24 protein-coding genes are annotated in these 26,259 nt (G+C 60.1%); 17 read left to right on the top strand and 7 right to left on the bottom strand.

From position 1 onward, the window contains the following. Positions 1-71: 71 nt before the first annotated feature. Positions 72-2,045: a PhoX family protein gene (locus N8A98_RS00795; RefSeq protein ID WP_262165718.1), complete on the top strand. Its 1,974-nt coding sequence runs from the start codon at positions 72-74 to the stop codon at positions 2,043-2,045. Positions 2,046-2,166: 121 nt separating this feature from the next. Here the strand turns inward: N8A98_RS00795 and N8A98_RS00790 are convergent, their stop codons facing one another. Then, complete coding sequence (locus N8A98_RS00790) at positions 2,167-3,042, bottom strand: LysR family transcriptional regulator (RefSeq protein ID WP_262165717.1); 876 nt, start codon at positions 3,040-3,042, stop codon at positions 2,167-2,169. Positions 3,043-3,223: 181 nt separating this feature from the next. On the opposite strand from N8A98_RS00790, the gene N8A98_RS00785 reads away from it, so the two are divergent. From N8A98_RS00785 to N8A98_RS00765, 5 genes are read left to right on the top strand one after another with little or no spacing between them, the layout of a single operon-like run. Next, positions 3,224-4,204, top strand: a complete 981-nt coding sequence (locus tag N8A98_RS00785; RefSeq protein ID WP_262165716.1) for a nucleoside hydrolase — start codon at positions 3,224-3,226, stop codon at positions 4,202-4,204. Between the two features lie 24 nt (positions 4,205-4,228). After that, on the top strand, positions 4,229-5,542 hold the full coding sequence (locus tag N8A98_RS00780) for an ABC transporter substrate-binding protein (protein WP_262165715.1): 1,314 nt from the start codon (positions 4,229-4,231) through the stop codon (positions 5,540-5,542). Positions 5,543-5,592: 50 nt separating this feature from the next. Continuing rightward, a complete protein-coding gene (locus N8A98_RS00775; protein ID WP_262165714.1) occupies positions 5,593-6,462 on the top strand; it encodes a carbohydrate ABC transporter permease in 870 nt (289 codons plus the stop codon). Continuing rightward, on the top strand, positions 6,462-7,316 hold the full coding sequence (locus N8A98_RS00770) for a carbohydrate ABC transporter permease (RefSeq protein WP_262165713.1): 855 nt from the start codon (positions 6,462-6,464) through the stop codon (positions 7,314-7,316). Before N8A98_RS00775 ends, N8A98_RS00770 begins: the two co-directional genes overlap by 1 nt. Positions 7,317-7,330: 14 nt before the next feature. Next, positions 7,331-8,401 (top strand): ABC transporter ATP-binding protein, encoded by a 1,071-nt coding sequence (locus N8A98_RS00765; RefSeq protein ID WP_262165712.1) that lies wholly within the window; start codon positions 7,331-7,333, stop codon positions 8,399-8,401. A gap of 185 nt (positions 8,402-8,586) precedes the next feature. Here N8A98_RS00765 and N8A98_RS00760 read toward each other — a convergent pair whose 3' ends face one another. Then, positions 8,587-9,384: a DUF1266 domain-containing protein gene (locus tag N8A98_RS00760; protein WP_262165711.1), complete on the bottom strand. Its 798-nt coding sequence runs from the start codon at positions 9,382-9,384 to the stop codon at positions 8,587-8,589. A gap of 183 nt (positions 9,385-9,567) precedes the next feature. Between N8A98_RS00760 and N8A98_RS00755 the strand changes: the two genes are divergently transcribed. Next, on the top strand, positions 9,568-10,896 hold the full coding sequence (locus tag N8A98_RS00755; protein WP_262165709.1) for a hypothetical protein: 1,329 nt from the start codon (positions 9,568-9,570) through the stop codon (positions 10,894-10,896). A gap of 515 nt (positions 10,897-11,411) precedes the next feature. On the opposite strand, the gene N8A98_RS00750 is transcribed toward N8A98_RS00755, so the two are convergent. Both N8A98_RS00750 and N8A98_RS00745 read right to left on the bottom strand, forming a co-directional pair. After that, a complete protein-coding gene (locus tag N8A98_RS00750; RefSeq protein ID WP_162740276.1) occupies positions 11,412-12,194 on the bottom strand; it encodes a hypothetical protein in 783 nt (260 codons plus the stop codon). 118 nt (positions 12,195-12,312) lie between these two features. Continuing rightward, the gene (locus N8A98_RS00745; protein ID WP_162740275.1) at positions 12,313-12,951 is read right to left on the bottom strand and encodes a hypothetical protein; all 639 of its coding nucleotides are present in this window, start codon (positions 12,949-12,951) and stop codon (positions 12,313-12,315) included. Positions 12,952-13,247: 296 nt separating this feature from the next. Here N8A98_RS00745 and N8A98_RS00740 point away from each other — a divergent pair, with 296 nt between their 5' ends. From N8A98_RS00740 to N8A98_RS00730, 3 genes are all read left to right on the top strand, one after another. Next, entirely contained in the window at positions 13,248-13,697 is a 450-nt protein-coding gene (locus tag N8A98_RS00740) for a hypothetical protein (protein ID WP_113122257.1), read from the top strand. A gap of 104 nt (positions 13,698-13,801) precedes the next feature. Next, complete coding sequence (locus N8A98_RS00735) at positions 13,802-14,332, top strand: OmpA family protein (RefSeq protein WP_262165706.1); 531 nt, start codon at positions 13,802-13,804, stop codon at positions 14,330-14,332. Next, complete coding sequence (locus N8A98_RS00730) at positions 14,329-14,559, top strand: hypothetical protein (protein WP_113122255.1); 231 nt, start codon at positions 14,329-14,331, stop codon at positions 14,557-14,559. The genes N8A98_RS00735 and N8A98_RS00730 overlap by 4 nt, the downstream gene beginning before the upstream one ends. A gap of 288 nt (positions 14,560-14,847) precedes the next feature. Here N8A98_RS00730 and N8A98_RS00725 read toward each other — a convergent pair whose 3' ends face one another. Both N8A98_RS00725 and N8A98_RS00720 read right to left on the bottom strand, forming a co-directional pair. Continuing rightward, complete coding sequence (locus N8A98_RS00725; RefSeq protein ID WP_262165704.1) at positions 14,848-15,375, bottom strand: hypothetical protein; 528 nt, start codon at positions 15,373-15,375, stop codon at positions 14,848-14,850. A 29-nt stretch (positions 15,376-15,404) separates the two neighbouring features. Next, on the bottom strand, positions 15,405-16,133 hold the full coding sequence (locus tag N8A98_RS00720) for a hypothetical protein (RefSeq protein WP_262165703.1): 729 nt from the start codon (positions 16,131-16,133) through the stop codon (positions 15,405-15,407). A 427-nt stretch (positions 16,134-16,560) separates the two neighbouring features. Between N8A98_RS00720 and N8A98_RS00715 the strand changes: the two genes are divergently transcribed. The 6 genes from N8A98_RS00715 to N8A98_RS00690 all read left to right on the top strand — a co-directional run bounded on the left by N8A98_RS00715 (position 16,561) and on the right by N8A98_RS00690 (position 23,761). Beyond that, positions 16,561-17,598, top strand: coding sequence for a LacI family DNA-binding transcriptional regulator (locus N8A98_RS00715; RefSeq protein ID WP_262165701.1), 1,038 nt, complete (start codon positions 16,561-16,563; stop codon positions 17,596-17,598). A 45-nt stretch (positions 17,599-17,643) separates the two neighbouring features. Beyond that, positions 17,644-18,882, top strand: a complete 1,239-nt coding sequence (locus N8A98_RS00710) for an ABC transporter substrate-binding protein (RefSeq protein ID WP_113122251.1) — start codon at positions 17,644-17,646, stop codon at positions 18,880-18,882. 77 nt (positions 18,883-18,959) lie between these two features. After that, positions 18,960-19,880 (top strand): carbohydrate ABC transporter permease, encoded by a 921-nt coding sequence (locus N8A98_RS00705; protein WP_262165906.1) that lies wholly within the window; start codon positions 18,960-18,962, stop codon positions 19,878-19,880. Continuing rightward, positions 19,877-20,743, top strand: a complete 867-nt coding sequence (locus tag N8A98_RS00700) for a carbohydrate ABC transporter permease (protein ID WP_262165699.1) — start codon at positions 19,877-19,879, stop codon at positions 20,741-20,743. The genes N8A98_RS00705 and N8A98_RS00700 overlap by 4 nt, the downstream gene beginning before the upstream one ends. A gap of 20 nt (positions 20,744-20,763) precedes the next feature. Next, positions 20,764-22,680, top strand: coding sequence for a glycoside hydrolase family 127 protein (locus N8A98_RS00695; RefSeq protein WP_262165697.1), 1,917 nt, complete (start codon positions 20,764-20,766; stop codon positions 22,678-22,680). 10 nt (positions 22,681-22,690) lie between these two features. Beyond that, positions 22,691-23,761, top strand: a complete 1,071-nt coding sequence (locus N8A98_RS00690; protein WP_315974447.1) for an ABC transporter ATP-binding protein — start codon at positions 22,691-22,693, stop codon at positions 23,759-23,761. A gap of 114 nt (positions 23,762-23,875) precedes the next feature. On the opposite strand, the gene N8A98_RS00685 is transcribed toward N8A98_RS00690, so the two are convergent. Further along, positions 23,876-24,529 carry a DUF1028 domain-containing protein gene (locus N8A98_RS00685; RefSeq protein WP_262165695.1) on the bottom strand — a complete coding sequence of 218 codons (654 nt, stop codon included), beginning with the start codon at positions 24,527-24,529 and terminating at the stop codon, positions 23,876-23,878. 130 nt (positions 24,530-24,659) lie between these two features. On the opposite strand from N8A98_RS00685, the gene N8A98_RS00680 reads away from it, so the two are divergent. Beyond that, positions 24,660-26,228, top strand: a complete 1,569-nt coding sequence (locus tag N8A98_RS00680) for an ABC transporter substrate-binding protein (protein WP_262165694.1) — start codon at positions 24,660-24,662, stop codon at positions 26,226-26,228. Positions 26,229-26,259 lie beyond the last annotated feature (31 nt).

Here is a 26,259-nt window from a genome sequence, read left to right as displayed (position 1 = left end):
TAGCTTATGTCATTGAACCTTCGTGTCGGCGTGGAATGGGTTGCGTAAGCAAGCCCTCAAGAGACCCCACCATGACCGATCGTCAGAAGACGCGCGAGCGTCCCAATCCGCGCCGTGCCTTTGCCCAGAGCTACGGCTCGCTGCTCAACGAGGGCTTTAACCGTCGCACTGTTCTCAAGGGTTTCCTCGCCAGTTCGGCCGTCGCCGCAATGGGCGGGAGCTTCGGCGTGCGCAACGCCACCGCCAATGAAGGCGCGTCGACGCTGACCTTCACCGAACTCACCAGGGTACGCGACGCCCAGGACCATTGGCCCGAGGGCTATGACCGGCAGGTGCTGCTGCGCTGGGGCGATGCGATCTTTCCGGATAGCCCGGAATTCGACCTTGCCACGATCGACGGCCCGGCAGCCGAACGCCAGTTCGGCTACAATAATGATTTTACCGCTTTCCTGCCTTTACCGCTCGGCTCCTCTGCTTCGGATCGCGGGCTACTGCTGGTGAGCCACGAATATGCCTCACCTTTCCTGATGTTCCCGGGCCTCAGCATGGAGGATTATCGCGACAAGCTCACCGACGCGCAGATCCGCACTGTGATGGCAGCCACCGGCGTCAGCATCGTCGAAATCAAGCGCAATGGCACTCTATGGGAAGTGGTCAAGGACGGCGACTACAACCGCCGTATTCATATGGGCACCGAGATGCTCATTTCCGGCCCTGCTGCCGGTGACGACCGGCTCAAGACCAAGGCCGACCCGACCGGCACGGTGGTGTTCGGCACCATTTCTAACTGCAATGGCGGCGTGACGCCGTGGGGCACGATGCTATCGGGCGAGGAAGGCTCGATGGACGTGTTTGCCGGCGATTACAGGACTTTGGGCAATCAGGAACTGGTGGAACGCCAGGGCTGGGACGAGGATGAGAACGACATCTATTCGGTGTCGCGCGTCGAGCCCCGCTTCAAGTTCGAGAACGAACCCAATGAATGGATGAAATTCGACTGGGTCGTCGAGATCGATCCGATGGACCCCACCGCCAAGCCGATCAAACGCACAGCTCTGGGCCGCATGACGCATGAAGGTGCCCAGGTCAGCGTGGCACCTGATGGGCGCATCGTGGTGTTCATGGGCGACGATGACGACTTCGAATATCTATATCGCTTCGTCACCCGCGATAAGTTCAACCCCGATGACCGCGCCGCCAACAAGGACCTGCTCGACAATGGTACTTTGTCGGTCGCCAAGTTCGCCAGCGATGGCACCATGGAATGGATACCGCTCGTCGCCGGCGAGGGCCCGCTTACCGCCGATGCCGGGTTTGCCACACAGGCCGACGTCGTGCTCAATACCCGCGCCGCAGCAGACCTGGTCGGCGCTACCCCGATGGATGCACCCGAGGGCTTCATACCTCATACTGGCACCGGCAAACTGTATGTCGCCATGACCGAGAATGAGGACCGGCTGCCCGCCGGAGAGGACGATTTCGAAAGCGTCAATCCCGCCAATCCACGTGGTCCCAATCCGCACGGCCACCTGCTCGAATTGGTCCCGCCCGACGCCCCCCTAGCGCCCGACCATGCGGCCAACATATTCACTTGGGACGTATTCGCCTTGTGTGGGAATCCAGGCAAGCCCGAGGACGAAAGCCTATACCACCCCGATACCACCCAGAACGGCTGGTTCACTGACCCCGACAATATCGGCGTCGACCCGGCCGGCCGAATCTGGGTGACCACCGATGGCCCGCCGCCGGACGGCATGGCCGACGCTGTCTACGCTATGGATACCGAAGGTCCGGGCCGCGCCTTACCGCGCCTGTTCTATATCCCGCCGACCGGCTCGGAGGCCTGCTCGCCAACCTTCACGCCCGACGCTACCAGCCTCTTCATGTCGGTGCAGCATCCGGGCGAGTTGCGCATTGACGACATGGAAGACGCCGAGTCGATGGCAGAGGCCGGCACGAGCTGGCCCGATTTCGGCGAAACCATGCCGGCCCGCCCCTCACTAGTGGTTTTGACCAGGCGCAATGGCGGCGTGGTGGGTAGCTAGAGCTGAGAGGCGGGCTCACAGCGCCAGAGCCCGCCATCTTCCTCATCGACATGAGTACGCCAGCCAGACCTTGTGAGGGGGATGCTTTGATCGCGCCTCGCCAGGGGGGCAGTGACAGCCATTAGGATGCGTCTGCCGACATTTGTTGCTGAAACCAACGGCGGACCATGTGCATGGTGCGGCCGGAGCGGTCGTTGCGCCAGGCGAGAAACCAAGAGCCGTTGCGGGTGACCATGCCGAACGGCGCGATTAGCCGGCCGTGCTGGAGGGCGTCGGTAATGGCGGGACCGGGACCGATGGCGACGCCAAGGCCAGCTTCTGCGGCCTGCACGCTGAACGAGAGTGCGTCATACCATATGGTGTCGCGCGGTGGCAGAGTGCAGCCGGCCTCGCGGGCCCAGTTGGTCCACATATCCGGCGGCCAGCGGATGTCGAGCCGGGGCAGGCTCCAGACCAGTTCGGGCGTCAGTTCGCGGCCCTTGACCAGCATGGGACTGATAACCGGACCGAAGGTTTCCGGCGCCACGGCGCTGACCGTCATTCCCGGGATGTCGAGCAGGGGGCCAACGCCGACATAGATATCGATCGAGCGATCGGCGGGATTGATCTCTCGTGTCCAGGTGGTGAGGCGGACGGAAATGCCACCCAGTGCCTGTTCGAGGCTCTGCAGGCGTGGCACGAGCCAGCGCAGCATGAAGGTATCGGGGGCTGTGATCATGATGGTGGACTGGCTCGCGGCCGCGCGCAAGTGCTCGGCACCCCGTGTCATGGAAGCAAAGGCTTCTGTCACGGTGGCAGCAAAGGTCCGTGCCTCGGGCGTGAGGCGCATGGAGCGGTTGCCGCGCTCGAACAGCGAAATGCCGAATTCGTCCTCTAGATTCTTGATATGACGGCTGACGGCGCCGCTGGTGACGTGCAATTCGTCGGCAGCCTTGCTCACGCTGCCGAGGCGGGCAGCTACCTCGAAGGCGCGAACGGCATTGAGCAGATGAAGCATTCGACCCTTGAGTAAAAGTCAACCGAATGGCGGAATTGTATGCTGTTACAGAACTGTCGTCCATCCTAGGCTCACCCCGTAAGCTGTAGGGTTTAGCAGCGTTCCCGGGCAACGGTACACCGGAGTTAACGCTCTGCTGATGCGCAGTTTATTGGACCGAAACTGACTGTGAGCATACTGCGTGACCACCCTGCCCCACCGCATCATCATCGACTGCGACCCCGGCCATGACGACATGGCCGCCATCCTTTTGGCAGCATGGCACGACGACATCGTCATCGAGGCGATCACCTCGGTCTGCGGCAATGCTTCAGTGGAGAACACGACCAACAATGCGCTGCGCATCGTCGAGGCGTTCAAGCTCGACGTGCCGGTCTATCGCGGGGCGGAACTTCCGTTGCTCAACCGCTATGAATTTCCGGCCGAATTCCACGGCCCATCCGGGCTAGACAGCGCGGGCGTGGACCTGCCGCAGCCGACGATCAGGGCCGAGAGCAAGCATGCCGTGCAGGCAATCATCGACCTGGTGGACGCCAATCCGGGCGAGATCACTGTCGTGGTGGTTGGTCCGATGACCAACCTGGCGCTGGTGCTGGCGATGCGGCCAGATCTGGCCGGCACGATCAAGCAGATCGTCTTCATGGGCGGCTCGGCCACCGAGGGCAACATTACCCCGGCTGCGGAGTTCAACATCTGGGCCGATGCCCATGCGGCGCGCATGGTGTTTCGTTCGGGCGTTAAGCTGGTGATGTTCGGGCTGAACCTGACGCATCAGACGCTGCTGCGCCGCAGCGATATTGCGGCGGTCCGCGCGGCACAGCCGGGCGACAATGCCGTGCCTGACATCATGGATTTCTATTGCGGCACCTATTACCGCTTTGCCGGACAGGACAAGCCAGGCGCGCCGCTGCATGATCCGTGCGCCATTGCCTATTTGATCCAGCCGGACCTGTTCGAAATCCAGCAGCTGCCGGGCGACGTGATCGTCGGCGACGACCAGAGCTACGGACAGACGCTGATCGACATTCGTCCTCAGGATCCCGCGCATGACGCGCGTAAAAAAAATGTCGGCGTGGCCATGAAGGCCGATGCCGAAGGCTTTGCTCAACTGATGACCCAGGCGTTGATCTGGGGTGCCGGCCGTCTTTCTGCCCAGTCGTAATCCCTTCAGCTCACGGGTGCCATTATGAAACTCATCAAGACTGCCATCGTCGCTTCGGTCATGGCCAGCATGCTGGCCGGCACGGCGCTCGCCCAGGACAAGACGCTCAACATGATCGTCATCGAGGGCGGGGACACGGTTGCTATGCAGGCGGTGGCTGATGCCTATACGGCGGCCAATCCGGGCATCACGATCAACCTGCAGCCCTATCCCTTCGCGCAGTTCTTCCAGGTGGCAGAGTTGCGGCTGCGGTCGGCCGATACCGGCATTGACCTCGTCTATGTCGATGCACCCCTGCTGGCCGCCTATGCGTCGCGCGGCTTCCTGTCTCCGATCGAGGGCGTGGATACCTCGACGCTAGTGACCAGCGCGCTGGATGCCGGCAAGTACGAGGGCACACAGTTCGCACTGCCGATCAACAATTCGGCGCAGGTGCTGTTCTATAACAAGAAGCTGTTCGAGGCGGCCGGCATCACTCCGCCGGAGGGGCTGACAGCAGGCGAGACAGCCACTCAGGCCGATGTCGACACACTGGCCTCGACGAAGCGCTGGACCTGGGAACAGGTGGGCGATGCGGCACAGAAGCTGACGGTCAGCGATGGCGGGCGCATCACTACCTATGGCTTTACGGTCGAGCAGTTCGGCGAGCTGTATCAGTTGCAGCCCTTGGGTGAATCGCTGGGCACCGACGTGATCGGCGCGGATGGCTATACCGCCGCCGGCTATCTCGACAGCGCGGCATGGATCAAGGGCGCGACGTTCTGGGCCAATCTCTACAACGAGTGGAATGTCAGCCCTAAGAGCCTGGGTTATGGCGAAGCCGCGCAACTGTTCGGCAACGGCCAGCTTGCCATGATGGCGGGCGGCACCTGGAACCTGCCGGGGCTGACGGCGAGTGGCGTCGACTACGGCGTGGCGCCCTTCCCCTATTTCGAAGGTGGCAAAGTGCTGACCCCGACGGGGAGCTGGTATGTCGGCGTCAACGCAGCCTCGACTAACCAAGCCGAAGCGCTGGATTTCGCGCAGTTCCTCACCACCTCGGAAGAAGGGACCAAGGTCTGGTTTGACTCGCTGCAGCAGTTGCCGACCTATACGCCTTTGCTCGATACGATCAGCACGGACCCGGCGTTTGACGCCTTCCCACAGAACGTGTTCCGGATGGGGGTCTTTGACTCGCTTAATACCGCCAAGGCGCGTCCGATTACGGCAGCCTACGGCCAGTTGCAGGATGCGTTCAGGACCGCCTTTGTCGACATTGCCAACGGCGTTCCAGTGGCCGATGCCCTGGCCAGCGCCGTGCAGAAATTCGAGGCGGCAGCGGCGCGCGTTGCGCCCTGATTGAAACCGGCACCTGCGGTTCTCCCTGCGGCGCCCTGACTGGAAACGGCATGATCAGATCCCGATCGCCATTGCTGCTGATTGCCCTGCTGCTGGCACCGGCCCTGATCGGTCTTGTCGTTTTCCGGCTCTATCCCATCGCCCTTGCCGTTAACGACAGCTTTTTCAACGTGCTGCGCGGCCAGGCGGTTTTTGTCGGCCTCGACAACTATGTCTCGCTGCTAACCGATTCCGTATTCTGGAATTCGCTGAGGGTCACGCTGTGGTTCAACCTGCTGATCAACCCGATCCAGATCGCGCTCGCCCTCGGACTGGCGCTGCTCTACGTGCAGAATTTCAAGGGCGTGACGCTCTATCGCGTGCTGTTCCTAATTCCCATCGGGGTGTCGCTGCCGACGGCGGTGCTGATATGGCGTATCATGCTGAGCCAGGATGGGCTGGTGAACGGGATCATCGGCATTGCCGGCGTACCCGCCCAGCCGTGGCTGACCTCGGCGTCTTTCGCGCTCTATTCGGTGATCGCCATCGCGACGTGGAAGGGCATTTCCTACTGGATGATCTTCATTATTGGCGGGCTGCAAAATATCTCGCCGGAAATCTACGATGCGGCGCGGATCGATGGCGTAAAGCCATGGCAGCGACTGCTGTTCATCACCATTCCACTGCTCAAGCCGACATTGCTTTTCGTGCTGGTAGCGGATGTATCGATCAATTTCCTGCTGTTCGCGCCGATTTTCATGCTGACGCAAGGCGGACCGGCGGATTCGACCAATGTGCTGATGTATGAGGCCTATAAGTCCGGTTTCGTGTTCGGCGACATGGGCCGGGCCATGGCGATCATCGTGGTGGTGGTGCTGATCCTGCTGGTGATCGTCGGGCTGCAGTTCAGGCTGCTAAACGGCCGCAAGGAGGCTGCGTGATGGCCAGTGCGTCGACGCAGATCAAGCGTGGGGCGGGGCTGGGTGCGCGGCACTTGGTCTATGCGCTGGTCGCCTTCATCTTCGTGCTGCCACTATGGTGGGCCGTGGTGTCGTCGCTGCGGCCCAATGGCGAGGTGTTCGCCGATATTTTTCCGATGACGACCAAGGCGCTAATCCCCTCGCCGCTGACCTTCGAGGCCTATACCGGCGTGTTCGAGCGCGGTTTCGGCATGATCATTGCTAATACGATGTTCATTGCGCTGGTCACGATGGTGGGCGGGCTGATCGTCAATGGCGCGGCGGGGTTTGCCTTTGCCATGTTCGAGTTCAAGGGGAAGAAGCTGATCCTGTCGCTGATCATCATCAGCTTCATGCTGCCGTTCGAGGCGATCGCGCTACCGCTCTATACGGTGACGCAGCAACTGGGCTGGCTTGATAATGTGCTGGCGCTGATCATGCCCAGCGTGGCCAACGGGCTGGCGGTGTTCCTGTTCTATCAGTTCTTCAGCCAAGTGCCGCGTGACTATATGGAGGCGGCGCGCCTCGATGGCGTGAGCTGGACCAATATCCTGTTCCGCATCTATGTGCCGCTGTCGATGCCCACTTGCATCAGCGCTGCGCTGCTGCTGTTCATCTTCCAATGGGAAGCATTCCTGTGGCCCTTGCTGGCCATGCCCAGCCAGCAGTTCAAGGTAATCCAGGTCGGCATGGCAGCATTCCAGCAGCAGTACCAGACGATCTGGAACCAGCTTTTCGCGGTGTCGGTCATCACTGCTCTCATCCCAATCGCACTGCTGCTGCCGTTGCAGCGCTATTACGTCCAGGGGCTCGCGGGTGCGGGCATCAAGGGCTAGTTTCGGAGACATCCATGTCTGGTCTATCGCTGCGCGGCATTCAGAAATCCTTCGGGCATACCGCCATCCTGCACGGCGTCGACCTCGACATCGCCGATGGCGAATTCGTGGTATTTGTGGGGCCCTCGGGCTGCGGAAAGTCGACGCTGCTGCGCGTCATCGCCGGGCTGGAGACGGCCTCGGGCGGCACTCTCAGCATCGGGAGCAGAGATGTCACCGAGCTCGATCCATCGCTGCGGCGCGTGGCGATGGTGTTTCAGTCCTATGCGCTGTATCCGCATATGAGCGTGGCGGAGAACATCGGCTTTGGTCTCCGCATGAACGGCATGCCTAAGGCCGCGGTAAAGCGCAAGGTCGACGAGGCTGCGGCGATCCTGCACCTAGGGGACTTGCTGGAGCGCAAGCCCAAGCAGCTGTCGGGCGGCCAACGACAGCGCGTGGCGATCGGCCGGGCCATCGTGCGCAACCCTGAAGTCTTCCTGTTCGACGAGCCGCTGAGCAATCTCGACGCCGAATTGCGGGTGCAAATGCGGATCGAGATCGCGCGGCTGCATGAGCAGTTGGGCGCCACGATGATCTATGTGACGCATGACCAGGTCGAGGCGATGACGTTGGCCGACCGGATCGTGGTGCTGCGCGCCGGGCGGATTGAGCAGGTAGGGACGCCACTCGAACTTTATGATGATCCGGATAATCTGTTCGTCGCCGGCTTCATCGGCTCGCCGCGGATGAATTTCCTCCGGGTAGTCGCCCACAGCGATGGCCGGCTGACACTGCCGGATTTCGGTGATGCTGCGGTGCCGCTTGCTCTGGCCTCGTCACCCAAGATTGGCGGCAAATTCCTGCTCGGAATTCGTCCTGATCGGTTTGATCCCGCCGGGGCGGTCACACTGTCCATCGACGTCGATCTCGTCGAGCATCTGGGGGGAAGCTCATTTGCCTACGCCCGTTCGGACACGGAGAATCCCCTGATCGTTGAATTCCGCGATCGCCTCCAGCTCAGTCCCGGCCGGCGTCTTGAGACCGGTTTTGACCTAGACCAGGCCTTGTTGTTCGACGCGGAGACGGGTGCCAGGCTTCGATAGGCGTCACTGCGGCTTTAAGTGCAGGATGGCCGAACGATTGGCCGCCAGTCGAACCTTGGATGCTGCCGTTCAACTATCTTTGGGCGCGCCAAGAGGTCGAAGCCGCTATCTAGACGATCCACAATCCGCACTTTGCCGAAAACAGACCGCTCGGGGCGGTTGGCGGGCCCACTCTGCGGCTCGGCTCAGCCAAAAGCCACGGTACGATAAGGACTGTTCACGTCGCTCAGCAGCAGAGCATTGGTGCGCAGCAGATTTTCCTCGCGTGCCTCCGACGCGTTCCAGATTAGACCCCCGGCGATATACGCCGCGCTCACCTGGGGCCACGCCGTATAGGCCTTGCGAACCTGCGGCATCAAGGCGCCGGCAAAGTCCACGAATTCCACACGATCGATGAAACCCAGCTGCACCGCCCAGCGCGACAGGCTGGCCAGGCGCACGGCGTCCCACGCCACCAAATTCGGAATCTGCGCCGGCTGAACATGAAGCCGTAGACGGATGGCCTCGAGCCATCCCCGACTACCAATCAGCAATTGCGGCAGGTTTATCCCCAGCGCGCGAGCCTGCGATGCCAGGTTGCGATAGTCGAAATTGTTGCGCGCCTTGATCTGGAAAAAGGCGGGAAACCAGGCTTCCATGGCAGCCTTAAGCAGCGGATGCGTCGTCTGAACCGCTTCGTCCGTGGCGGTAATTGCCTCCCACACGGGCTGATAGGCAGACCGTTGCCCCTCTTCTGCCAGCCGGTGGGCGACCTCTTCAAAACTGGCCCGATCATGCACGTTCCAGACCTGCGCCACGCCTTCGCGCAAAGCGTCGTTGCTCTTGCCAGTGGCCAGGCTGTTGACGAAGTCGCCGTTGAATGCCGACAGCGGCGCACTCAAGGTGACAAGCTTTTGTTCTTCTCGTGACAGCGCCGCGGCGCTGTCGAAATGAAGGGCGTCATTGTCCATCAAGGTATGGCCAAGCGCGTTCATAATGCCCATTGCGAATCCTCAAGGTAAAAGTCTGTCTCTGGATTGAAACTCAGCCGCTCGTGGCAAATTTGTGTTGGAACATAGAGGTTCAACGCACCGCATTTGCCGCCTGCAAACCTTCTATCGCTTTCAGGCGAGATAATGTTAGTCCCCTCGTGGGCATGCCGACGCCATGGATGCTAGGTTCTGAAGATGGAAGAATACTCAATCCAGGCGCTGCTGAACGCTCCACTCCATCAATTTCGACCTGAAGACTGGTCCGAGTGGTATCCGCGTGTCGCAGAACTCGTGCACCAGGAAGACGCCGCGGTACGAGACGCTGCAGTCGAACGCCTTGCCATGGGTGCGTTCTGGGCTGAGCACTCCTCCCAAGGAGGACCGCGAGAATTCCTGGCGGAGGCGGAACGCAGGCGAACGACTTGGTTGATTGACGTGGTGGACAACGCGAGCCGCCGCCACGCAGACGTTTTGCTCTCCTTCCTGAGGGTATTGCGCCACCGGGGTGATCGGTCGCCTTTTCCAGAGGTTTTGTTACCTTGGCTACATGAGCTTGCCAGGCGGTCTCCGGCTGGCATTCCACTTGAACGGATTGAAGGCGCAATTGTGCTTCTGGGCGGGCTCGATGCCTGTGAGGAAGGGCACTTGCCACCCGTCCTCGATCATTCATCTGATTACGTAAGGGCCTGCGCAGCTCACATGATGGGGAGAGCCGGTCAAGGCGAAAGCCATAAGCCAGATGAGCTTTTGGATTCCGATTTCATCGCTAAACTGACGGCAAAAGAGCTGAGCCGGCCTGGAATTGCAGGCCCTTACTGGTCGGGCGCTGATTTGTCGGAAGTCGACTTTGAGGGGCGCGACTTCGATCCGGTCGAATGGATGCTGGGGATAATTGAGCAACGCACCGGCCCGGAGCCTGCCGACCTGCCTTTCAACGGACTCGACTTCCATATCCATGAGCTGGCCGCCGACGATCCGTCGGCCGTTCGCCGCCTCCTATTTGCCAACCGCGCCGATCTTGCAGTGATGACAGCCACCGAAATCCGGGATGAGGTCCCTGGCATGGGCCAGGTCCTTCACGAACTGGCAGAGCAACCAGACTCTGGCTTGGCCGTCCAAGCCCAGGTCCACTTGGCCAACTATTACAGGCTGCGGCACCCTCGCGCCGATCAGAACCGTATTCGTCACCTATCTGACTGGCGGGCAGGCGCGGAAGTCTTTGTGATCCGCTATGGCCAGCCCGGCCATCACACCGACAAGATGGTTATCTTTCCCAACAGGGACGCAGTATTCGATGACGTCGCGGCCTGGTCGCTCATCGATGCGGCCTTGCCCCCTGACCGGCGGGGTGACCTCGCGAGGCACTACCTTGCCCCCTACGCAGCGCCTACCCCCGTCCGTCTCGGTCGCGATGAGCTCAGCAGATACGCTTCGGGAGCCGAGATTAGCCTGATTGGCGCGAAGGAAGGGCACGGTTGGAGACGCATTGAAATATGGTTCGCTCGTCTCTTCGTCGGCTCGTAGCGACAAACCCCAATAACCACTTAGCTGTTGGGGGGCTGTCGTCGATTTCGGGCGAAGAACGGATACCGGTGACGCTCAGCTTGAGCTGGGTCGGGCGGGTGTTGCGGGCAATGGCACCGAAACGATTGTCAGCGTCGAGCGTGATCTGGCCAATCACGAAGCGCGAATACGAGCTGTCGAAATAGACGTCGGTGAGGGTGCAGCCTGTCGCGGTGTCGTCGACGGCAGTTTGGGATCGCGGGTCAGCAGATCCAGGCTGTTTAGGAGCTCAGCGCAGTTTGTTGGACGGGTTTTTTCAGCCTGTTCTACCAGCGGACAGCAGGCCAAACGCGAGCGAGGCAAGGGTAAAAAAGCGCATCGGGACTTCCAGTGGGGATGAGCTCAGCTGTGCATAATTGCTCGCCGGGGAACCGACACGTCTCATCTGCCAGAGGCGATCGACTTTCAAAACTGGTCCATTATGCACGGTCCAGACTTGGTCCACGCCCTGGCGCAGCCGTGCCCTCCCGTCCCTCTTATTTGAAAACACACAGCGGCGGGCGGGGAATGCCTTTGTCACTCATGGTGATGCCTTCGATCCACCCGGCGCCCATGGCAATGAATCGAAGTTCGGCAGACGTCCAGGCATTGCTGCTATCGAAGGTCTCGATGTCCTTGTAGAGCTGAGAGGCCTTCCAGCTTGGAGCATCGTCGCTCTCGCAAATGACATTTCCCATGTCGATGCGGATCAGCTCGTCGAAATTGGCGATCAAGCTCTCGTGGCTGCGCTCTATCTCGCCTATTGCCGGCACGTTTGCGCATGCGCCGCTTGTCAGCTGTAGACCGGCCGGTGTCCTGAGCGGATCGTCGCTGTAAAAGGCCAAGTCGCCTGAGACGAGATTTTCGGCGAGGAAGCGAAGGTATTCGGTATTGGCCTTCTCCGGCGGCCAGCCGCGGGTGGCCAACAGTTCCTCATAAAGATTGTCCGCATGAAGGAAGCAACCCGTCTCATCCTCGTATTCGTCGATGGCGGTGATGCGCGACCGGATTTCGGGGTCGCTCAAGCGGAGCTCGCTTCGGACCTGAGGCGGACGGATTTTACACAAGGTCGATGACATCACTAGCCAGCCGCCAGTCTCTATGCTGTCCGGGTCGGCACGCGCCGTTTCGATCAGCGCATCTATCGAGCCTGAGTCGAAACCTTCCGCTGTCGCCAACGCTCGGGTGGCTGGGCCGATTGCACAGCCTTGGCCGGCGAAAAATCCTGTGATCTGCGACTCCGCCGCGGTCGCTGCATCCGTTGAAAATGCCAGAAACACACAGGCTAGCACCGCCCATGCGCAGGACAACCGGTCTGTCCTAGGAGATTCAGCCGATCCGTTGAGCCGGTGCATGTCCAATGGAGTTCCAGCGGCGTGACCCATGACGTCTACCCTCTTACCCTTCCTGCACTGTCTGCAACCACCGCTGGAAAGGATCGTCCATCTCCATGACGTTGCCAGTAATGTCGATAGCTCGCTGCGGAACGGAGACGGCGAACGTCTTTTCGACGAAACGGCGGAATTCGTTGGGCGCGCGATAGACCGGAGCGTTTTCAATACCGATTGCCGCAACCAGCTCCGCATGCTCCTCGGCTGGCGTGATGCTGAAATTCTCGGGCCAGCAAAGTTCAGAATAGCCGATCGCCATGAGCCGCAACATATCGACGGGATTTTCGACCAGCGTTTGCATCATTATCGAGCCAGACCCTGATCCCATATGCACGATTGACAGAGTGCCATCGTCAGCGCGCCACAGTGCCGCGTATGACCCGTCCCCGCCGGTGCGGATGATAGGTGCTAGCCGGTTGGTAAAGGCAGGATCATCGGTGCCCAACCAGGCGGCTACGTGCCCCTGGCTGACCGGCTCGAACTGCAGGATTATCGACCTAGATTTGTCAGGCGGCGTCAGCGCAACGTATTTGTCCTCAAAGACATAGCCGGCCGCTTCCAGCCAGTCGATCGCCTGCGCGAAGGCGGGTGGCAGAACGATCCCTTTCGGAAGCGTAGCGGCTATTACATCCTTGAAGTGCGGCATGCCGGCGCCCGCGGTTTTCGGGATTAAAGACAAAGATGCCAATGCGGCAACAAACGATCTGCGTCTCAAATGTCGTCCCCCCTCAGAGTGTCGATAGGGATGCAAAAATGGACGACACCAATAAGGCAGCAACCACAATCCCTCAGAAATTGGAATCGGTAGGCGCGCATTCCCCTGACTAGGGCCTGTGCCTCCACCTCGAGCCAATTGCCTACTCCATTCGAAAGACGCCTGAGTGCGCCACAAGTTTGCCCAGAACGGCATGAACACAAGATTCTCATTTGGGAGACCCATAAATGTTGAAATCTCTGGTTGTCGTGCTGGCTCTGCTTCTTCCCGCCTCCACCTTCGCTCAAGAGCGCAGCCACGATATCGCTGGCGGACAGGTTAGTATCCCCCTTGGGCTGACAGTGCAGGTGAAAAGCGTAACGGTTGGCGAGGATGCCACCAAGGTCCGGCTGCTTGCGAGCTTTGACAGCGGTCAGACAAATTTCATCAACCTGAACGACGAAGAAGACGCTTATCTCGCCTGGGGCGAGAGCGAGCAGGAGCGCATTTTCATGCGCCAGATCGCCGACAATAAATGGATGCGAATCTCCAGTGGCCAGAGCATGGAAGGTGACCTCGTTTTTCCTGGTGTTATACCCGCCGACGCCTCCAAGCTCACGTTGGCGTTCAATCCTGGCAACGCCAGCGATGATACCAGCGCGCCCGGCGTCACTATCCCGCTGGAGATCGCGCAGTGATCAGAGGCATCATTGTTGGGCTTATCCTCGCCATGCCGACTACGGCTTGGGCCTACACGGTGACCATAGGTGCCGGCTCTCTTTCGGACCGGCCCGGCCGGTTCGTGGAATTCGACCTCGGTCGCTCCAGCTTCACCGAGCGCCCAATCGACAGCGCTGCTTCGACCGCATCGGAAGGCTCTACTTTCGGTCTGGTGGACATGGATTCTGAAACCCGCCTTGCGACTGAACAGTCGCTGACTGCGCTTGGCGCCAAGAAGGAGGGCGACAATATTGTGGTCACCCTTCCCGGCGATGTCCTGTTCGACTTCGACAAATATGACATCCGCGAGGATGCGCGGCCGGTACTGTCGCAACTAGCCGACGTGCTTTCGGCCATGCCAGACGCCGCGGTCACTATTGTTGGCCACACCGATTCTATGGGCAGCGATGACTACAATCAGAACCTGTCGGAAGATCGCGCAAACTCTGCCCAAACCTGGCTAGCCGATGCCGGCGTTCCCTCCCCCATGACCACCACTGGCAAAGGGGAGACATCTCCAGTTGCCCCCAATGAACAGGCCGATGGTAGCGACAATCCCGAGGGCCGTCAGCAGAACCGCCGGGTTGAATTCATAATAGGAAAACAGCAATGACATTGATGAGCTGCCCGGATTGTCAGGGCAAACTATCCGACAAGGCTTTTGCCTGCCCACATTGCGGCTTCCCCATGGTGCAACAGAAGGGTAGGAGCGCTTGGCCCGGCGTCATTGGCGGCGTGGCCGGTACCTATATCTCAAGTCAAGCGCTGATCGCGATGGTCTTGGGATCTGTGATGTTCATCGCTTTTGCGGCCATCATGATCGCTGCGATCATGCGATAGTACGGCCTGCGTTTTGGCTGCTTAGAAAGCCCAGAGCATGATGTTGGGCGAGCCTGCCAACTGCTAGCCTCAAGACCTGTTGCTTCTGGAAGAGGGCATCAGGCTCGCTGTTAGCGCAGGCGATGTACCGAACTCCGCAACACAGTTATATGGGCGAGAGGAAGAGATCAGACGTCGAGCATCTGCCGTAGCGCCGAAGGACGTATGCGGGGAATTGAGCCCGCAGGCTTGATTAGCAGGTATTTAGGCTCGTTCGACCCCCCTGCTCGGCAAAGCCGGATCCTTGGTCTAGTCCGTTTCTTCCACCGGCTTTTCGGAAGTGACGAGGATCTCTGCGTAATCCTCGTTATCACTGTGGGATAGGCTGTAGAGGAGGCCGTCTTCGGTTTGCTCGAAATCGCAGTAGTCGCCGCTCACCGCATACCCGCCTCCCCCAGGCAGGACTTCTAGCAGAGCATCGCTACGATAATGGTGCAGCTGGCTCACCGTATGACTGTTGATCTCGACATTGAGGCAGAGCACGCCGCGGTGTTGGAAGGGACGGACCATCATCGTGACTTCCCCTTCCAAGGTGCCTTCGGCCGACTTACCGTTTTCGTTTAGCGCGATATCGCGCTGATAGGGCGTGCTGAACGTTTGCTTGACCGTTGTTGCCCGATTCAACACCCCAACCCAAGTCGCAGCCGTTACCAGCGCCTTCTTGGCGTAGATCGAAGCTCGTATGCGATAGGCATCCTCCGCTTCCTGCGCCAGGCTCGAGATGGCGGTTGCAATGATCAATGCAAGAGCCAGAAGCGTGCGTCTGGGAATACTCATGTTCTCTGGTCCGTGATGTCGGAATTTCGCTAAAGATCCGCGGTGGCCCGGATGTGGGCATCGCCGGGAAGGCGGCCCATTAGCTCATGAAAGCTCTGCGCAGCGAGCGCCGAGATCGGCAGGCCTTCTTCACTCTGGAAGGTTAGCGTCCATTTGCCCTGTGGATTAGGCAGGGCATTGATAAAGCGCACGACGGCCGCAGCGCTATCCTTAGAAATCAGGTGCTGAGGCAAGTTGCGAATGGTGTCAGCGGTGGCCGCGCGGCCGTCTTCGAGGATGAACAGGCCACCACTGATGACCGGCAACAGGATGTCGACAACGATCCCCCGGTCCTCAAGAGCGAACAGGACGTCCTCAATGACCCCGGACTGTTCGGATAGCGGCGAGTCGACATCGGTATTGTCGAACTCCGAGAGCCGGGCACTGAGCGTGACGCGGCCCAGACCGCCCGCGTCGATGGACAGTCGTTCCAAGGTGCTGGTGCGCTCTTCCGGGTCGGTCGTATAAACCAGCTTCAGGTCGAGTTTCGGCCCTGCGGGGAATACGAGGCCCTTTAGGGTGAGATCGGCGGATTGGAGCACTTCGTTCTTGGGGTAAGTGGCCAAGAGGTCTGGGCTCAGCAAGGTCATTTCGTCGACGTCGGCTGCCACATGGTCGTCAACGAGGAGACCGAGATGGATAAAGCGGCAGCCACCGGAAATATCCTCGACGATCGTCTCGGGTTTGCGGACCAGCTCGTTGCGCGCAAATTTGAGCAAGGCGCGGCAATCCCGCAGGGGCGGAGGGGTCTCTTGAGACGAAAGCGGGACCGGCGCGATCACAGTCGCAGCCAGGAGAGCAGCCGAGAGAAGAATTATCGGCAACCGTCCGCCTCGTCGAATGGTGCTGAGAGACCGCGTGACGAATGCGGCGAGGGCAGCGGAGTAATGTGTCATTTCAGCGTCCCTTGCACCATGTCAGCTCGATTAAAAAGAAGCCTGCGCCGGAGGTCGATGGCCGCAGGCGAGATGGGAGCTTGGGTCAGCTCAGAGTAAGATAAACCTGCCTCGTGACCTTGACGACATCAAGACAGGTAGCAGCCTGATGACAGCATTCACGTCGTCCTCGCAGGACAGCGCGTCCTGGGCACAAGTGCAAGTGGCGGACTTGACATCGCGCAGAGAAAAGGGTTTCTCATGGTGAGAAATGGTTTTCTCACGGGAAACGCAGTTGTCAGGGCCAACCACAAAGCGCGTTAGGATCTACGATGTTGCGCAAGCGGCGGGTGTCAGTGTTGCCACCGCATCGAAAGCTCTGAACGATACCGGTCGCATGACAGAGGAAACCCGTTCGCGCGTAAAGGAAGCGGCGAGCAATCTGGGGTTCCGGCCGAATGCAATGGCCCGCGGCCTCATTCAACGCCGCAGCTTCACCGTGGGACTGCTGACTAACGATACCTATGGTCGTTTCACCCTGCCCCTGATGGCAGGCGTCTCTGAAGAGCTTGTTGATCAGGGCGTATCGGTTTTCCTTTGCACTATAGAAGACGATCCGGCACTCGCAAAAATCCACGTCGATGCCATGCTCGACAAACAAGTCGATGGCATCATCGCCTCTGGCAAGCGCATCGATCGCCAACTACCGGTCGATCTCACCAACCTCAACGTGCCAGTCGTTTACGCCTTCACTCAGGCTCCGGCCGAGGCGGTAAGCCTGGTTTCGGACGATGCGGGCGGGTCTCGCGAGGCCGTCGAGTGGCTAAAAACCCTTGGCCGGCGGCGGATCGTCCACGTTACGGGTCCCAAAAGTTTCGCGTCAGTGGAAGAGCGTGCCGGAGCATATCGTACTTCGGTCGGCGGAAGCGGGTCGGTCCTCTTCGGCACCTGGTCCGAGCAATGGGGCCACGAAGCCGTTTCCCAACTCTGGAGCGTCGGGGGCGACAAGCCCGACGCCATATTCTGCGGCAACGATCAGATTGCCCGCGGTGTTGTCGACGCCCTGCGCGAGCGTGACGTGTCGGTTCCGGACGAGGTCTCGGTCATCGGCTTCGACAATTGGGAAATTGTGGCTGCGGCGACGCGCCCACCGTTGACCACTATCGATATGAATTTGAAGGCACTCGGCCGGGAAGCGGGCCGCCTGGTTCTGGCTTTGGCAGCGGGAGAGACTGTCGAGCCCGGGATACGCAAGCTGCCGTGCCAACTTGTCATCAGACAATCCTGCGGGGGTGTTCTCCGCAATTGAAACGCGAGGACCGGCGTACTGGTCTACTTTGGGAGGAGTGAAACTATGATCCGCAAACTACTGGTCGCAACCAGTCTTGCCTCACTGTGCCTAGTGTCGAACGCAATGGCACAGGAAACCATTAATATGTGGGTGCGCACCGGCATCGGCACCGCATTCACCTCGCTGGCCGACGCCTATAATGCCAGCCACAAAAACCAGATCGCGCTGACGGAAGTGCCGTTTGCCGAACTGGTGCAGAAATATGCCACCGCCATTGCCGGCGGCCAGGCACCGGACGCGCTCTCGCTGGACCTGATCTACACGCCGTCCTTCGCCGCGGCCGGACAGTTGCAGGACCTGACCGAGTGGGCCAAGGGCCTCGACTATTTCGAGAGCCTCTCGCCCTCGCATGTGACGTTAGGGACTTATGAGGACAAGATTTATGGCCTGCCCCTGCTGGTTGAAACCTCGGTACTCGCCTGGAACAAGGGCCTCTACGAGCAGGCTGGCCTAGATCCAGAAAAGGCGCCCGCTAATTGGGATGAGATCGAGGCCAATGCCGAAGCCATTCGTGCGCTCGGCGGTGACAATTACGGCTTCTATTTTTCTGGCGGCTCTTGCGGCGGCTGCATGATCTTCACCTTTACACCGCTGGTCTGGGCTTCCGGCGCAGATATTCTCTCCCCAGACGGCCAAACGGCGACGCTCGATACGCCACAGATGCGCGCTGCGATCGATAAGTACCGGTCCATGGTGGAGAAGGACTTGGTTCCGGAAGGTTCGGCGACCGACAATGGCGTCAACTTCCTCAGCTTCACCAATGGCAAGATTGGCCACCAGAGCTTGGGCGCCTTTGCCATCGGGACGCTGGTCAATGACTATCCCGATATCGACTTCGGGGTGACCATGATCCCGGGCATCGAAGGCGGCACCTCGTCCTTTGCCGGTGGCGATAATATCGTTGTCACCAAGGACACACCGCGCCTTGCTGCCGTGCAGGAGTTCATCGAGTTCGCCTATTCGCCCGAGGGCCAGAAGATCCTGGCACAGAACGGTTCGCTGCCGACCCGGTCCGATATCGCTGCGGAAACCCTCGCCGGCCTCGATCCGCGCCTGCAGGTTGCCGTCGACGCCATCGCCGTGGCGAAGACACCCTACACGCTCTTGTTCAACGACTTGATCAACAGCGCCAACGGCCCGTGGGCAACCTTCACCAATGCCGCCATCTATGGCGACGATGTGGATGGCGCCTTCGCCAATGCCCAGTCCGAAATGCAGTCGATCATCGACAACGCGCCCTGATGGGGAAAAGCGGGAGGCTCTGCTGAAGCCATTCAGCCGGGGCCTCCCGCATCTTCAACCGGATTCCATTCATGTCCATGACCACCGCCACTCCACTTGCGGCAGCCATCAAGCCACGCCGTCGGGCGCGCAAAAACCGCCAGTGGCAGGGGCTGCTCTATATAACGCCGGCCATAATCCTCGTGACGATCTTCTTCGTCATTCCCGTGCTGTTCACCGTCTGGATGAGCTTTCACAACTGGCCATTGCTGGGCCAACCAAGCTGGATTGGACTGGGCAATTATTCGCGCATGTTCAGCGACACGCGCTTTGCGGCGGCGCTGAGTTTCACCGCCTATTATACCGTCATCGCCACCATTGCCATTTTCGCCCTGGCTTTTCCGCTAGCCCTCTTCGTGCAAAATGAACGGCGCGGCGTCAGCGCCTATCGCACCATTTTCTTCTTGCCGGTGGTCGTTGGCTTGGCGACGGCTTCCCTACTCTGGGTCTGGCTCGCCAATGTGGATAGCGGCCTTTTCAGCCCCCTCCTGCGCCTGTTCGGCGTCACCGGCCGCAGCGCCAATCTTCTCGCCACCTTCAACAATGCGTTCCCCACCATCATCGCAATGGTGGTCTGGAAGATCGTGGGCTTCACCATGATCATCCTGCTCACAGGGCTCCAATCCATCCCCAGCGACCTCATCGAAGCCGCCCGCATCGACGGCGCGAGCCGCTGGCAGCGATTCCGCTTTCTCACGCTGCCGCTGATGCGCCGCACGCTCGCCCTGTCCTTGATCCTCTCTGTCACTGGCTCGGTGCTGGCCTTTGACCAGTTCTACATCATGACCAGCGGAGGCCCGCAAAACCGCATGATCTCTGTGGTCTATTATATCTTCAATCAGTCCTTCGTGTCGTTCCAGCTCGGCTATGGCTCGGCGCTTTCCATCGTCCTTCTCGGCATTCTGGTGGCGCTCAGCGTCGTCCAGCTCTGGCTGCTCCGCGTCGGAGACGACAAATGAGTGCCGCAACGAAACAGGCCCGCGCCCGGCGCAAATTTATGGGCGGGTTAGGCTTTCACGGGTTCGGGCTCGTCGCCTCGTTCTTCTTCCTCGCCCCGTTCTTCTGGGCCGGGCTATCGTCCCTCCGCAGCGGCAGCGAATCCCAGACCCCGCCCCTGCCACCCTGGCCTACAACGGGTATCAGCTTCGACAGCTATGCCACCCTCGACACCTTTGGTTCAGGCATCTGGCAGCACACCTTCAATTCTCTGCTTGTCTCGCTCAGCACGGTCGTGCTGACGGTGATCGTGTCGCTGCTCGCCGGCTACGGCTTCTCGCGCTACCGCTTCCCGTTCAAGAACGTGTTCTTCATCCTGATCATCGCCACGTTGATGATCCCGTTCCAGTCCATCCTGACCCCGCTCTTCATCATCCTCGCAAGACTGGGCCTAAACAATTCGCTCGTTGGGCTGATCCTTGTCTACGTGACGCTGCAACTGCCCTTCTCGGTCTTCATGATGCGCAACGCCTTCGATGCGGTGCCCCGCGAGATCGAGGAAGCCGCCCGCATCGACGGCGCACGCGACATCAAGTTGCTAGTGCGCGTGCTGTTGCCCCTGGTCATGCCGGGCGTAGCTACGGTTGCGATCTTTGCTTTCCTCAATGCCTGGAACGAGTTCCTGGCGGCACTGATCCTGCTTTCGGACAATGACAAATACACCCTGCCAGTGCTGATGACGGCCGTTCGCGCCGGCCGGCTGGGTGCCATCAACTGGGGAGCGGTGCAGGCCGGCGTGATGGTCATGACCATCCCCTGCCTCGCCATCTTCCTGCTTCTCCAACGCTACTACATGCGCGGCCTCATGGCCGGCGCCGTAAAATGATCGCACATACAGGTGTCAACATGACTATCGCTCCCAATCGCCAGTTTCGCCCGCTGCCCGTTCCTTCCGTCACTGTCGGTGGCTACTGGGGCGACTGGCAGGAAGCCGTGTGCGACCACACCGCCGCCATCCTGCTCGACCGTTGTGTTGCCGCCGGCATGCTCGACCAGATCAATCCCGACGTTCCGAGCCCCGGCATCGTCATTCCGATTCTCCATTGGCTGGGCACCCCGCAGATGTTCTGGGACAGCGATCTCGGCAAGTCGATCGAGACCATCGCCTATTCGCTCTATCGCAAGCCCAATCCAGAGCTGGAGGCGCGGGCCGATGCCATCATCGATATGTACGAAAAGCTGCAGGACCCCGACGGCTACCTCAGCTCATTCTTCCAGCGCATCAAGCCCGAATGGAAATGGACCAACCTGCGCGATTTCCACGAGCTCTACTGTGCCGGCCATATGATCGAAGGCGCCGTGGCCTATTACCAAGCTACCGGCAAGCGCAAGTTCCTCGATGTCATGAGCCGCATGGCAGATTACTGCGTCAAGAAATTCGGGCGCGGACCGGGCCAGGTTCGTGGTTATTGCGGCCATGAAGAGGTCGAGTTGGCGCTCGTCAAGCTCGCGCGCGTCACCGGCAAGCAGGAATACATGGACCTTGCCAAGTTCTTTGTGGACGAGCGAGGACAAGAGCCGCACTTCTTCATCGAGGAAGCCATCGCGCAAAACCGCGATCCTAAGGGCGTTCAGAAAAATACCCTGGAATACAACCAGTCGCACCTGCCAGTGCGCGAACAGACCAAGGTCGTCGGACATGCCGTGCGCGCCATGTATCTCTATTCGGCCATGGCCGATCTCGCCACCGAGTACAATGACGACAGCCTGACCTCGGCACTCGAAACACTCTGGGCCGACCTCACCCAAAAGCAGATGTACATCACCGGCGGCATTGGGCCAGCGGAAGCCAACGAAGGCTTCACCGACTATTACGACCTTCCAAACGACACCGCCTATGCCGAAACCTGCGCTTCGGTCGGCCTCGTCTTCTGGGCCTCCCGCATGCTTGGTCGCGGCCCCAACCGGCGCTATGCAGACACGATGGAGCAGGCTCTCTACAACGGCGCCATCACAGGCCTTTCGACCGATGGAAAGACTTTCTTTTACGACAATCCGCTGGAGTCGACGGGCAAGCACCACCGTTGGACCTGGCACCCCTGCCCCTGCTGCCCGCCTAATATCGCCCGCCTCGTCACCTCGCTCGGTTCCTACATCTACGCCGTCGCCGACGACGAAATCGCCGTGCATCTCTATGCTGAGAGCGAAGCGCGCGTTGAACTTGCCAATGGCGCAAAATTCACTCTGACCCAGAAGACCAATTATCCGTGGTCGGGCAATATCGACATCAGCATCGAGCCCGAAGCAGCGGCTTGGTTCGCCGTATCCCTCCGCATTCCGGCCTGGGCCCACGGCGCCAAGTTGGCAGTGAACGGGCAGGCACAGGACGTCGCCGCGGCGTCAACCGATGGCTATGTCCGCATCGCGCGCGAATGGCAAAAGGGCGACGCTGTCACCCTCGACCTGCCGCTCGAGCCACGAACCCTCCGCGCCCATCCCTCCGTTCGGCACGATGCCGGGCGCGTCGCTGTCATGCGTGGTCCGCTGGTCTATTGCCTCGAAGGCACCGACAATGGCACCGGGCTCAACTCGATCCTCCTACAGCGTGGACTCGGGGAGGCACAGACCGCAACAATTCCAGACCTCCGCGGCGCCATCGCCATCGACATCCCGGTGCTGCGCGAAACCGCCGAAAACTGGGGCGACGCGCTTTATTCCGACAAGGCGCCCGAGACCGAAACCGAGCAAGCCCGCCTCGTGCCCTACCACCTTTGGGACAACCGCGAGCCCGGCGAAATGCTGGTCTGGCTACGCCAGAGCTGAAGGAGCAATCATGGCAAACGCAACTGGCATGGCGCTACGGCAAGTCCGCAAAAGTTATGGCTCTACCCACGTCATCCATGGCATCGATCTCGATGTGGCAGCCGGTGAGTTCGTCGTCTTTGTTGGCCCCTCGGGCTGCGGCAAATCGACTCTTCTACGCATGATCGCCGGGCTCGAAGAGGTCACCGATGGCGAAATCAGCATCGGTGGCCGCGATGTAACTGATCTTGATCCTTCCCAGCGCGGCATCGCCATGGTCTTTCAGTCCTACGCGCTCTATCCGCACATGAGTGTGCGGGACAATCTTGGTTTTGGCCTCAAGATGGCCAATACCCCCAAGGTCGAAGTAGACACGCGTGTCGCCGCCGCCGCCAAAATCCTCAAGATCGAACCGCTACTCGAACGGCGTCCGGGCCAACTCTCTGGTGGCCAACGCCAGCGCGTCGCCATCGGCCGAGCCATCGTGCGCAAGCCCGATGTGTTCCTCTTCGACGAACCTCTCAGCAATCTCGACGCCGAACTGCGCGTCTCGATGCGCATCGAAATCGCGCGCCTGCACAAAGAGCTCGGCAACACGATGATCTACGTGACCCACGACCAGACCGAGGCCATGACCCTGGCTGACAAGATCGTGGTGCTACGCGATGGCAAGATCGAGCAGGTGGGCACGCCACGGGAGGTCTACGAAAATCCAGACAACATCTTCGTTGCTGGCTTCATCGGCTCACCCAAAATGAACTTTATTGAGGGTGTCGCTGCAAACGGCGGTGTGGACGTGGCCGGACGAACCCTGACACTGGGGTACACTCCGGCAGAACCGGGCACCCCGGTTACTATCGGCATTCGGCCCGAGCACATTGAGGTGGGCAATGCGGGGCAAGTGGATTTCCGCGTGGGCGTCGACTTCAGCGAATATCTGGGCGGAACGCAATACCTCTACGCCACCCTTCCCGACGGGCAGAACCTGATTATCGAACATCGCAAAAACGCTGAAATCCCCACGGGCAGTTCTCTTGCCGTGTTCTGCGACCCAGAGCGCCTCAAGGTCTTTTCGGCAACGGGGTACCGGATGAGACGGTAACCGCAGCTAAGTGTCCCACTATATCGGCTGTGCTTTAGCAGGAACAACTGATCGAGTGAGGACTATGGTCTAGAGAGGGATGCTTCCCAACCGTAAGCTCCTACCCACTAGCGCTCAGAAATGCCCAGCACGCCTCGGCAACGTTGAGAAAAACTCAGCATAAGGACCGCCAGACGCCCGATCAAGCAGCCCTTGGAGGTCAACCAGTGGCTCCTCCGACCAATCCACCCTTATGTCGACTTCGGCGAAGGACTCGGCGCCATGGACCCGCAACGCCGCTGAACCGATGCCCCTGATATCGCCCCCAGTCTCGGCACCTGCGTTGAGCGCGCCAAGCAGGGTCGACGCGAAATCGACTTTTCCCTTAAGCAACAGATATGCTGAAAGCATGTCGGCAATCACCTCTGGACCCGCCAGCATGTTTCCAGCAACAGCCACGCCGTCGCGGCAAAGATGCCCCGCAAAAGCGATACAGCTTTGGCCAGTCCATGCCGCGGTCCTGCCAACCTGATCAACGACAATCATCTGCCGCAAAGCGGCCTCTTCATCCCTAGCCAACGCCGCCTGCAAAGCCGCTTCGGCATCCCGCCCATCAAGCAGCTCCAGAGCATCGAACGCAAGATAGGGATTGGTCATCGCCTGCGTCGCCGCCGCACCGCGGCCACTGCGTGTATGTGGCACCAAAGCCCCCACCATCGGCCCAGCCGTCGCTGTGGCAATGCCAAAGGCGCCAGTTTGCGGATCGCGAGCGACGATGGAAAAGGTCATGCAACATCCTCTTCAAGTTATTTATCATCATAAATTGACAGATGGAAAATTTATGATGATAAATTATGCGAGCCCTTCTCACACGGTCCCCACCGCAAGGCAAGGGCGAGGGAACGCAAGGAGGTTATCAATGATCCGCACCTGGAAAGGCCTAGCGCCGGTCCTGCTCGCCGCCACCGCTTTTGCCCTGGTCTCTCCGGCCATGGCACAGACGCCGCCCAATATTCTGGTGGTGGGCCAGATCGCCGAACCAGCATCGCTCGATCCGCATGTCTCGACCGCCGCCAACGATTTCCGCATCGCCGTCAACATTTACGACGGCCTCGTGCGCAACACCCCCGGCACGCTCGAGATCGAACCGGCGCTCGCCACCGACTGGACCATTTCCGAAGATGGGCTCGAATACGTCTTCAACCTCCGCGAAGGCGTCACCTTTCACGACGGCACCCCGTTCAACGCCGAAGCGGTGAAATTCAACTTCGATCGCATGTTGAAGGAAGACCACCCCTTCGCCTCGACCGGCCCCTTCCCGCTCGCCTTCTTCTTTTCCTCGGTCAAGGACGTCGAAGTGGTGGATGACCTGACGGTCAAATTCACCCTCAACGAAGCCTTCGCCCCCTTCATGAGCAATCTGGCCTCCCCCACCGGCCTCATCGTCTCGCCCGCCGCAGTCGAGCAATATGGCGCCGATTACGGTCGCCATCCTGTCGGCACCGGCCCCTTCAAGTTCGAGGAATGGCAGTCCAATACCAGCGTCGTCGCCTCGCGCAACGATGCCTATTGGGACGGCGCTCCCTCGCTCGAAGCGGTCATCTTCCGCCCGATCACCGACGCCAATACCCGCGTTGCCGAAATGCTCTCGGGCGGCATCGACGTGCTGCTCGAAACTCCGCCAGACAACGTCGCCCAGTTCGCCAGTGACGCCAATTACCAGGTGGTGGAAGCCGTCGGGCCCCATGTCTGGTATGTCATGCTCAACGCCAAGGACGGCCCCTTCGCCGATAAGCGCGTGCGCCAGGCGGTCAACTACGCGGTCAACAAGGAAAGCCTCGTCAACGACGTGCTGCAAGGCACGGCCGACGTCTCCGCCGGCCCCATCCCGCCCGCCTTCAACTGGGCCTATAACGAAGACGTCGCGCCTTATCCCTATGATCCGGAAAAAGCCAAGGCGCTCCTTGCCGAAGCCGGCGCTGAAGGCGCCAAGCTCACCTTCCTCGTCACCGAAGGGGGCTCGGGCATGCTCGATCCCGTCCCCATGGGCACAGCCATCCAGGCCGATCTCGCCGCCGTGGGCCTAGATGTCGAGATCAAGACCTATGAGTGGAACACCTTCCTCTCTGAAGTGAATCCCGGCCTGGAAGGCAAGGGCGACATGGCCGAAATGGCCTGGATGACCTCCGACCCCGACACCCTGCCCTTCCTGACCCTTCGCACGGCGGCTTTCCCGGCGGAAGGTGGCTTCAACTCGTCCTATTATTCCAACCCGGAAGTCGACGACCTTCTGGACAAGGCGCGTCTCTCCACCGATCCGGCAGAGCGCGGCGAACTCTACAAGCAAGTCCAGGCCATCACCCACGAAGACGCTCCCTGGCTCTTCGTCGCCAACTGGAAGCAAAACGCCGTCGTCACGAGCGCCGTGGGCGATTTCGAACTGCAGCCGGACTTCTCACTGGTCCTGCGAGACGTGACCAAACAATAGGGTTGGGAGCACCCCACCAGCTGCAAACCAT

The organism is Devosia neptuniae (genome assembly GCF_025452235.1).
Lineage (GTDB): Bacteria > Pseudomonadota > Alphaproteobacteria > Rhizobiales > Devosiaceae > Devosia.
This window is presented reverse-complemented; position numbering and strand designations above follow the sequence as displayed.

Coding starts and splice junctions, on each gene's coding strand:
- N8A98_RS00795 (WP_262165718.1), top strand. CDS start 72: ATGACCGATCGTCAGAAGACGCGCGAGCGTCCCAATCCGCGCCGTGCC.
- N8A98_RS00790 (WP_262165717.1), bottom strand. CDS start 3,042: ATGCTTCATCTGCTCAATGCCGTTCGCGCCTTCGAGGTAGCTGCCCGC.
- N8A98_RS00780 (WP_262165715.1), top strand. CDS start 4,229: ATGAAACTCATCAAGACTGCCATCGTCGCTTCGGTCATGGCCAGCATG.
- N8A98_RS00775 (WP_262165714.1), top strand. CDS start 5,593: ATGATCAGATCCCGATCGCCATTGCTGCTGATTGCCCTGCTGCTGGCA.
- N8A98_RS00770 (WP_262165713.1), top strand. CDS start 6,462: ATGGCCAGTGCGTCGACGCAGATCAAGCGTGGGGCGGGGCTGGGTGCG.
- N8A98_RS00765 (WP_262165712.1), top strand. CDS start 7,331: ATGTCTGGTCTATCGCTGCGCGGCATTCAGAAATCCTTCGGGCATACC.
- N8A98_RS00760 (WP_262165711.1), bottom strand. CDS start 9,384: ATGGGCATTATGAACGCGCTTGGCCATACCTTGATGGACAATGACGCC.
- N8A98_RS00755 (WP_262165709.1), top strand. CDS start 9,568: ATGGAAGAATACTCAATCCAGGCGCTGCTGAACGCTCCACTCCATCAA.
- N8A98_RS00745 (WP_162740275.1), bottom strand. CDS start 12,951: ATGCCGCACTTCAAGGATGTAATAGCCGCTACGCTTCCGAAAGGGATC.
- N8A98_RS00740 (WP_113122257.1), top strand. CDS start 13,248: ATGTTGAAATCTCTGGTTGTCGTGCTGGCTCTGCTTCTTCCCGCCTCC.
- N8A98_RS00730 (WP_113122255.1), top strand. CDS start 14,329: ATGACATTGATGAGCTGCCCGGATTGTCAGGGCAAACTATCCGACAAG.
- N8A98_RS00725 (WP_262165704.1), bottom strand. CDS start 15,375: ATGAGTATTCCCAGACGCACGCTTCTGGCTCTTGCATTGATCATTGCA.
- N8A98_RS00715 (WP_262165701.1), top strand. CDS start 16,561: ATGGTTTTCTCACGGGAAACGCAGTTGTCAGGGCCAACCACAAAGCGC.
- N8A98_RS00710 (WP_113122251.1), top strand. CDS start 17,644: ATGATCCGCAAACTACTGGTCGCAACCAGTCTTGCCTCACTGTGCCTA.
- N8A98_RS00705 (WP_262165906.1), top strand. CDS start 18,960: ATGACCACCGCCACTCCACTTGCGGCAGCCATCAAGCCACGCCGTCGG.
- N8A98_RS00700 (WP_262165699.1), top strand. CDS start 19,877: ATGAGTGCCGCAACGAAACAGGCCCGCGCCCGGCGCAAATTTATGGGC.
- N8A98_RS00695 (WP_262165697.1), top strand. CDS start 20,764: ATGACTATCGCTCCCAATCGCCAGTTTCGCCCGCTGCCCGTTCCTTCC.
- N8A98_RS00690 (WP_315974447.1), top strand. CDS start 22,691: ATGGCAAACGCAACTGGCATGGCGCTACGGCAAGTCCGCAAAAGTTAT.
- N8A98_RS00685 (WP_262165695.1), bottom strand. CDS start 24,529: ATGACCTTTTCCATCGTCGCTCGCGATCCGCAAACTGGCGCCTTTGGC.
- N8A98_RS00680 (WP_262165694.1), top strand. CDS start 24,660: ATGATCCGCACCTGGAAAGGCCTAGCGCCGGTCCTGCTCGCCGCCACC.